Genomic DNA, 7,640 nt, shown 5'->3' on the forward strand with positions numbered 1-7,640 from the left:
GGGGTGTTGGCGATCCGGGTCACGCTGTCGTAACCCCTTATCTCCTGCACCTTCAGGATCTCGATCCCGTAGCTCTCGGTGGCGAGCCTGAAGGTCAGGTACTCGGACGCGGCGGGCCCGCCGCCATGATCCGTCCTGCTTGCAGCTGTCTGCATCTTGTCCTGCCTCCTTGCGGGCCTTGGTGGCCCCCTAGTATGTCCTCTTGTGCATCAACTGGAGTTCCGTCACGTCCAGGATCAGCGCCACGCGCCCGTCTCCGAGGATGGTGGCCCCGGCGCTCCCCTCGACCTTGCGGAAGTTGGTTTCCATGCTCTTCACCACCACCTGCTGCTCGTCCAGAAGGGCGTCCACCAGGATGGCGACCCGTTCCCCCTCCACCGTCACCAGCACCAGGATGGCGCGCTCGGGTGCCTCCTGCGCCCCCTCCAGGTTGAAGAGCCGGTGCAGCCTGAGGATGGAGAGGTACTCGCCGCGGACCTGGACCACTTCCCTCCCCTGAACGCTCTTCAGCTGCTCCGGCTTGGGCTGGAGCGACTCGACGATGGCGTTTAGTGGGATGATGAACTTTTCGCTCCCGGCCGCCACGGTGAGCCCCTCGACTATGGCCAGGGTCAGGGGGAGGCTGATGGTGACGCGGGTCCCCTGGCCGGGCTGCGAGGCGATCTGGACCCGCCCCCCGATCCCCTGCACGTTCTTCAGTACCACGTCCATGCCGACCCCGCGCCCCGAGATGTCGGTGACCGACTCCGCCGTGGAGAAGCCGGGCATGAAGATCAGCTGCCAGACCTCCTCGTCGCTCATGGCTTCGCTGCAGGGGATCCCGCGCTCGGCTGCCTTGGCCAGGATCCTGCCGCGGTCGAGGCCGGCGCCGTCGTCGCTCACCTCGATGATGATTCTTCCCCCCACCTGGGAGGCGCAAAGCTCCAGGGTGCCGGTCGGATTCTTCCCGTTGGCGATGCGGGCCTCCGCCGCCTCCAGGCCGTGGTCCAGGGAGTTGCGGACCAGGTGGGAGAGCGGGTCGGCGATCTTTTCGATCAGGTTCTTGTCGAGTTCGGTGCTGGTGCCGGTGGTCTTCAGTTCCACGCTCTTCCCGAGCTTCGCGGCGATCTCCCGGACCATCCGCGGGAAGCGGTTGAATACGAGACCGATCGGGACCAGCCGGATCGACATCACGCTCCCCTGCAGGTCGCGGGTGTTCCTCTCCAGCTGGGCCACGCACTTCTGCAGCGAATCGTACAGCACCGGATCGAGCGCGCCGGCCAGCTGGGTCAGCATGGCCTGGGTGATCACCAGCTCGCCCACCTGGTTTATCAGCTGGTCGACCTTGGCCACGTTGACCCGGATCGAGCTGTCTCCCTCTGCGCCGCGTCGTCCCGCATTTCCGTTGGCGGGCTCCTCCCTCCTGGCGGCGGCACCTTCGGCCACGCCTTCCTCGGCGAAGGAAGCGGCCGCGGGCTCCGGCTCCGGGGTGGGAGGGGCGGGGAACTCCGTTATCGAGAGGTCCTCTTCATCTGCCGAGAACATGAAGACTTCGATGAAATCGTCGCGGGTCGCCTCGCTGGTCAGGGTGAAGTGCCAGCGGGTGATGCAGCTCTCGGCGTCGAAGTCGCTGAATTCGGGGAGCTCCTGCAGGACGGCGCGCGAGGCGAACTGGCCCGGCTGCGCCAGCTCTGCCAGTTCGGCGATCACGCTCTCGACCCTCACGCCCCTGGTGAAGATGTCGCGCTGGGGGGAGAAGACGATCTCATAGCTGGAAAGGCGAGGCGTCCCTCTTTCTTCCTGCCGGGGCGGCTGCCCGGCCCTGGCCGGTGCCTGGGACGCGCAACCGGTGCCGTCGACCACCTGCTGCAGCTTGCGCCTGATCTGGTCGATCGCCTCCTCATCCACTTTCTTGCCGTCGTGGTGCCCGGCGAGCTGCATGGAGATGACGTCGCATCCTTCCAGCAGGAGGTCGACCATCGACTGGGCGAAGGTGATCTCGTGGTTTCTCAGCCGGTCCAGCAGGGATTCCATGACGTGGGTCACGACCGTCATGTCGTCGAAGCCGAAGATCCCGGCTCCCCCTTTTATGGAATGGGCTGCCCTGAAGATGGCGTTCAACTGCTCCTGGTCCGGCTCTCCGTCGCCAAGTGAGACCAGGATCTGTTCCATCTCTGCCAGGTGTTCGGCGCATTCCTCGAAAAAGACCTGGTTGAAGCGGGTGAGATCGATGGCGTTCTCAGCGGTACCGGTCATGCAGCCTCCAGGTCAGCCTGTTCTGCGGTGCGGAAGACGTGCGAAAAGCCGAGCAGGGAAATTTTTCCCGAGAGTTCTTCGGGGATGTTGCAGGGCGCGGGAGTTATACCGTGGCGTCGGAGGTGCTCCAGGAACACGGCCAGCAATTGGCAGCCGCAGGCGTCGAATGCGCCGATTCCGGCGAAATCGATCTCTGCCGTCTGAGGGCGCGGCTCGGCTTGGAGGACACCCCCAAGTCTGCCGGTTAGAAGTTTCAAGAGATCGGCAGCGTTGTCTTTGGACCAGTCACCATCAAGCACCATGTGGCAGTTTCCGGACATGAACCCTCCTTATCGGTCAGGCAAGGCCTGGGTGAGGCTACGAGAGCCTCGGTTGAGGTCAAGAAAGTCGAACCCTATTCAGTTCGGCGTTTTCGTTTACAACTTTAATGACAAAGTGGCTTCGGGCTCTTTAACGAGTGGCTGGGTCCGCCGGAGTTGATAAAAGGAGAGGCGCCATGCGCGGCGGAAAGAGCGCACAATGAGTGGCGTAGGAGGGGGCCATGGGCGGCGTGGACTTATTGACGGGGATGTTGCGTGGTCTTATTGACGGGGATGTAGCGAGGCATGGGTGAGGTAGCTGCGGCCGGCACCGGGACTGGCCAGCAGCCACCTTTGATCTCAGCCTTCGGGGTCCAGGGTTTCCGTGGCAACGGGACTCTCTTTATGGAACACCGTACTGACCCTGATCCTGATCAGGTCCGCCAGCATCTGCGCGGAATCGAGCACCGGCCGTACCTTCGAGGCTGCGGAATTCTTCCACTTCACAGGGACTTCCACCACCCGGTACCCGCCGGCCTTGGCCAGTGCCAGGATTTCAACGTCGTAGGCGAAGCGGTCGATCCGGGCCCTGGCGAAGAGATCCCTGGCGGCCTCACCCCCGAAAAGCTTGAAGCCGCACTGGGTGTCGGTGAATTGGTCGATGACCAGGGTCCTGACCAGCCTGTTGAAGAGCCGGCTCATGCCCCTGCGCCACGCAGGCTGGGCCTCGATGATGTCGCTGGAGGGGAGCCCGCGGGAGCCGATGGCGATGTCGTGCCATTGAGTGAGGTGCCGGTGAAGGGTCTCCAATTCCTCGATGGGGGTGGAGAGGTCGGCATCGGTAACGAGGACCAGTCGACCGCGCGAGGAGAATACGCCGGTGCGCAGGGCATAGCCTTTGCCCCGGTTTACCGGATAGCTGATCAGCCGCAGACCCGGCATCTCCTCAGCCAGTGCCAAAACCAGCTCCGCCGTCTGGTCGGTGCTGCCGTCATCGACCACGACGATCTCCGCTTTCTGTCCGGTTGTCGAAAGGTAGGCATTAATCCGCTGGAGGGTGTCAGGGAGGCGCTTTTCTTCATTATAGGCTGCGATGACAATGGTAATTTCCGGAAGCATAGGACCTCCCTTGCGCCATTGGCTGCGGCAGTCAGTCGTTGTACTCCTTCCAGTACACCCCGGTCTGGGGATTGAACTTGGTGGTACTGTCCGAATCCTCCAGACTCCCGGTAAAGGCCGAATCGTCGTCCCAGAGGATGGCCTCCGGCATCAGCACCTTGGCGAGGGTGGACTTCCCGGTAACCGATCGTGAGCCGATGGCCGCGACCTTTTCCCTGGGGGCGTTCTCGAAGATCTTCAGGGTGAATTTTGCCTTGGCGGCCTCTCCTCTGTCCCCTTCGGCGCTGAAGATGTAGATCCCTTCCCCGGCCGTTTCTATGACGACCTCCCTGGTCCCTTCCCCGGTCCTGATGACCACAGGAGTTATCTTCTGTTCCCGGCGGGTTTCGGCCCTGGTCTGAACCGTCTTGCGGCGAGACTTAGGATACTCCCTGAAGAGGACGTAGAGTTTGATGCCGCTGTCGCCGCTGACCACCATCTTCAGGTCGCCGCGTACCGAGGGGATCACCATCCCTCGTGGCTCGTGCGGCTTCTCCGAATGTTTGCTGCTGGCATCTTCACTGGCCGCGGCAGTCACCGGTGGCGCGGCGATGGCTTTAGCGACGGTGGAAGGGGCTTTGTTTTCTGCGGCTCGGGTGGCAGGCGGTCTTCCCCCGCCTGGATGACTGCCGGCACCGGTGACGGAGGCGGAAGCGGCTAAAGAAGCAGGAGGTGCCGTGCCGGCTTGACGGTAGGGAATCTCCTTGCCGGGTTTCGGCACAGTCGGCAGCGGCTTCGGCGCTGTCGCCGGTATCAATGCGGCGCTCTGCGATTTTTTCTTCAGTCCCGGGGAGACCGGCTCCTTTTTCGCTGCCGCCAGAAGAGGACGTTTCTGCTGCTGAACCGGCTTGGGTGCCGGTTTTGCCGCCACTTGCCGAGGCTGCTGGACCGGATTTGGTGCGGGCTTCGCCGTAACCGGTTGGGGCGGCGGAGCGGGCTCGAACCGGGCACTTTGCACCCGCGGTACCGGATCCTTGGCTTTCCCCTCCTCCACCGGAAGATCACGTTGTGCCAAGGCGGGGTCGTGCCTCACCGGTGCGGCGGGTTGGAAAGCGGGGTCGTGTCTGATCGGTGCGGCGGCGGGTGCCGGTTGTCTTGTTGGTGCCGGGATGGACATCGCCAGTGCGCCCTCGGGCTCTTCTTCGGCTGTTTCATGGGACGGGAGTGTATCGGCCTCCGGCGGGGAACCATCGCCAGCATCGTCTTCCTCCGGCGGGTTCAGGACCGGCAGATCCTGCCTTGCCAGTGGTTGAGGTCTTTCCCGACCTGACGGCGGCTGCACTGTTTCCTGGGGCTCTCCCTCGGCCGCCTCATCTTGCAGCAGGGGGGATGACAGCTGCGTGCCCTCAGTCGAGAGCCAGAAGAGATCGAACCTGCGCTCCTTTCCCATAAGAAAGTAGAAAGTAGAGGTCGTGCTCAGGATTACGATGAGGAGGGCGTGGAGTAACAACGAAGCGCAGAGTGCCGGCGCTGCCTCGTGACTGTTACTATTGATGTTGGGCCATGTCCTCATGACAGTCACCGTTAGCTGCGCCAAGCTATCCGCTTTGGCGAAGGGGCAGGGGGATCAGCTTCTCCTTGCAGTACCTAGTGTATCGTCGATTTCAGGAAGAGCCTGTGTCACTCCCCGGTATTTCTCGATCAGGTGTTTATATTGCGGCAGGTTCCTGACGAAGATGTTGGCGACCCGGTCGGAGTAGATCAGCACCCACGCGTTATCCCTCGCCAGGTATCGGGAAAGTCCCGAGTCGGAGTCAAAGAAAACCCAGGTGATGCCGTACTTTTCCAGGACGCGGTCCCACCCCGGCTCGAAGTGGGAGATCTTGTAATACTCTTTCATCCTGTCGCTGCCGTACATGTCGGACCTGCCATCAAAGAAGACCTTGTACGCGGGGTAGCCGCGATAGATGAGATAGTCCCCGAACTCGTCGTTGTTGAACATGTTCCCGCTGATCCTCTCCTTCATCAGGAACTCGGACGCCGCCACCGCCTTGATCTTCGGATCGAAGTTGTGAGTCATCTTCCCGGAGAAGATCGCACCCAGCACTATCAGCACCGTAAGCGCAGGCCACACGAAGCCCGCAGAGCGGGCATCGATCCTGGCTATGTTTTCGGAGCGCTTGCTGAGAAATCCCGCCGCTCTCCCCCCCAGGACATCCCGGACCTCATCAGCCTTGCGGGTCAGGATGGGTGCGGTGACCAGCGCGAAGAGCGGGATGTAGCGCGCCGAATAGAGCGCCATGTTGGTGAATATCAGCACCAGCACCAGTTCCGTCGCCTCGATGGTCCTTCGCGAAACCGCCAGGATGCCGACCAGTAGCAGCAACAGGTACTTGAAGGGCATGCGTTCGTGGAAGTTGGGCGACAGGAATTCGGAGACGTGATCCATGATGAAGCTGTCGGAGATCAGCCTGAAGGGGAAGAGGAGTATGTGGTAACCCTGGGGGTTGAGAATGGTCACGGCAAGGCAGGCGGCAGTGGTGAGAGCAAGTTGCCTCACCTTCCTTGCCCGCTCGGTCCGCGTTTCATTGGCGCCGAAGAAGGCCCCGGCGGCGTTGCCGATCAGGTAGGCCCCCAGGAGTATGAAGCCTCCCAGGAAGCCGCCGTGCAGGTTGACCCAGAGGAGCATGAACGGCGGCAGGAGGTAGAGCCGATCGTTGTCGTTGCGTTGGTATGACTCCAGGAGATACTGGAACGCCATCATCAGCAGGAAGGAAAAGACGTGCGGCCTCGCCAGCCAGTGGATCTGCGAGGACCACAATACCAGGCTCGTTATCAGCACGCAGAGGACCATGTCGGCCTGATAACTCCTCAGGATCTTGAACAACAGGTAGATGGAAAGCGCCAGGAGAAAGGAGAAGAAGGCGACGATCCCGGTCAGCCCGGCCTCCCTGTGGACCAGGGACATGATGACTTCGGAGAGCCATTCGTGGGCGGTCCAGGGGATGGGCGGATTGTGGAACGAGAAGATATCGAACTTGGGGATGGAGGCTGTTTGAATGATGTAGTCGCCGGCGCGGATGTGGTACCCGGTGTCGCCGTCACCCAGCAGTCGCGTCTTTTGGTTGAAAAACAGCAGCAGGAAGATGGTGATGAAGAAGAGGTCCGCGACAGAGGGGATGAAATTGAATCTTAGGGGGCGTCTGGGCATGGTCCGGTCCGGGTGGCGCGTGGCGCTGGTAAATGAAAATGACATGTCGGCGCAGCGTTAATCGATGACGACTTCGTGGCCGACCACGGTCCCCGAGGCATCGAGGGTGCCGGCGGGGACTTCAATGACTCTGTCGCAGGAAAAGAGCACCCTGGTGACCCGGTGTGGCTGGAGATTGGCAATGGCGTAGATGACGCGGCCTTTGCGGTCCAGGAAGACCACGTCGATCGGGAACTTCATGAAGAAAGTGTGAACCCCCTTGCACGGGGTGATAAGCAATCCTTCTCCAGAAGGAAGGGCCCGCCTCCCCAGCAGACCCTTGGCCCTTGATATGACTGTATTGGCCACGGAAAGGTTCCCGGCCACTTCCATCCCTGAGGTCCTGTTGAAGGCCCTCATTACTCGAAGGCACTTTCGGGCAGCATCAGCCGGATGCCGACGGTCCCCTGGAAGTTCATCGGGTCGTATTTTCCCACCTTGGTCCCCCCGGACTTGATGTCGCCTTCCAGGGCGAAGACGAAGCGGGCCTCGGCGCTGAGCGCTATGCTCCTGGTCAGGAAATAGTCGACGCCCCCGTTTATGTGCCCGCCTTCGGTCCAGTCGAGGTTGTACTTGGTCCCCGTTACCGGCTGCTTCATGCTCCCCTTGATGAAATCTGCACCGGCTCCGAAGAAGGGGACCAGGCGGTTCTGTGACCTCACCCGATACTGGACCCCCAGCGCTATGTCGGTCAGCGCCGCCTCGTAGACTTTGCTGCCGGAGATTTCCACATCAAGCTCAGGCGCCCGGCTGACATC

At 61.8% G+C, this 7,640-nt stretch carries 7 protein-coding genes and 1 pseudogene; all 8 read right to left on the minus strand.

All coding sequences use genetic code 11. The features are described 5' to 3' along the window. Positions 1-155, minus strand: a 155-nt coding sequence (locus tag AC11W3_RS07025; RefSeq protein ID WP_484092722.1) for a chemotaxis protein CheW, incomplete at its 3' end; no start/stop codon positions are given. A gap of 34 nt (positions 156-189) precedes the next feature. Then, positions 190-2,235: a chemotaxis protein CheW gene (locus tag AC11W3_RS07030; RefSeq protein WP_484092720.1), complete on the minus strand. Its 2,046-nt coding sequence runs from the start codon at positions 2,233-2,235 to the stop codon at positions 190-192. Beyond that, positions 2,232-2,555 carry an STAS domain-containing protein gene (locus AC11W3_RS07035; protein WP_484089834.1) on the minus strand — a complete coding sequence of 108 codons (324 nt, stop codon included), beginning with the start codon at positions 2,553-2,555 and terminating at the stop codon, positions 2,232-2,234. Before AC11W3_RS07035 ends, AC11W3_RS07030 begins: the two co-directional genes overlap by 4 nt. 339 nt (positions 2,556-2,894) lie before the next feature. Continuing rightward, positions 2,895-3,653: a dolichyl-phosphate beta-glucosyltransferase gene (locus AC11W3_RS07040; protein ID WP_484089833.1), complete on the minus strand. Its 759-nt coding sequence runs from the start codon at positions 3,651-3,653 to the stop codon at positions 2,895-2,897. Positions 3,654-3,684: 31 nt separating this feature from the next. Further along, positions 3,685-5,229, minus strand: a complete 1,545-nt coding sequence (locus AC11W3_RS07045; RefSeq protein WP_484089832.1) for a hypothetical protein — start codon at positions 5,227-5,229, stop codon at positions 3,685-3,687. Between the two features lie 30 nt (positions 5,230-5,259). Beyond that, the gene (locus tag AC11W3_RS07050; protein ID WP_484089831.1) at positions 5,260-6,843 is read right to left on the minus strand and encodes a hypothetical protein; all 1,584 of its coding nucleotides are present in this window, start codon (positions 6,841-6,843) and stop codon (positions 5,260-5,262) included. Between the two features lie 57 nt (positions 6,844-6,900). Then, a complete protein-coding gene (locus AC11W3_RS07055) occupies positions 6,901-7,242 on the minus strand; it encodes a DUF192 domain-containing protein (RefSeq protein ID WP_484092721.1) in 342 nt (113 codons plus the stop codon). Next, positions 7,242-7,640: pseudogene (locus tag AC11W3_RS07060) on the minus strand (hypothetical protein); the annotation flags it as partial. The pseudogene AC11W3_RS07060 and the gene AC11W3_RS07055, both read right to left, overlap by 1 nt.

It is taken from the genome of Geomonas sp., assembly GCF_056994735.1.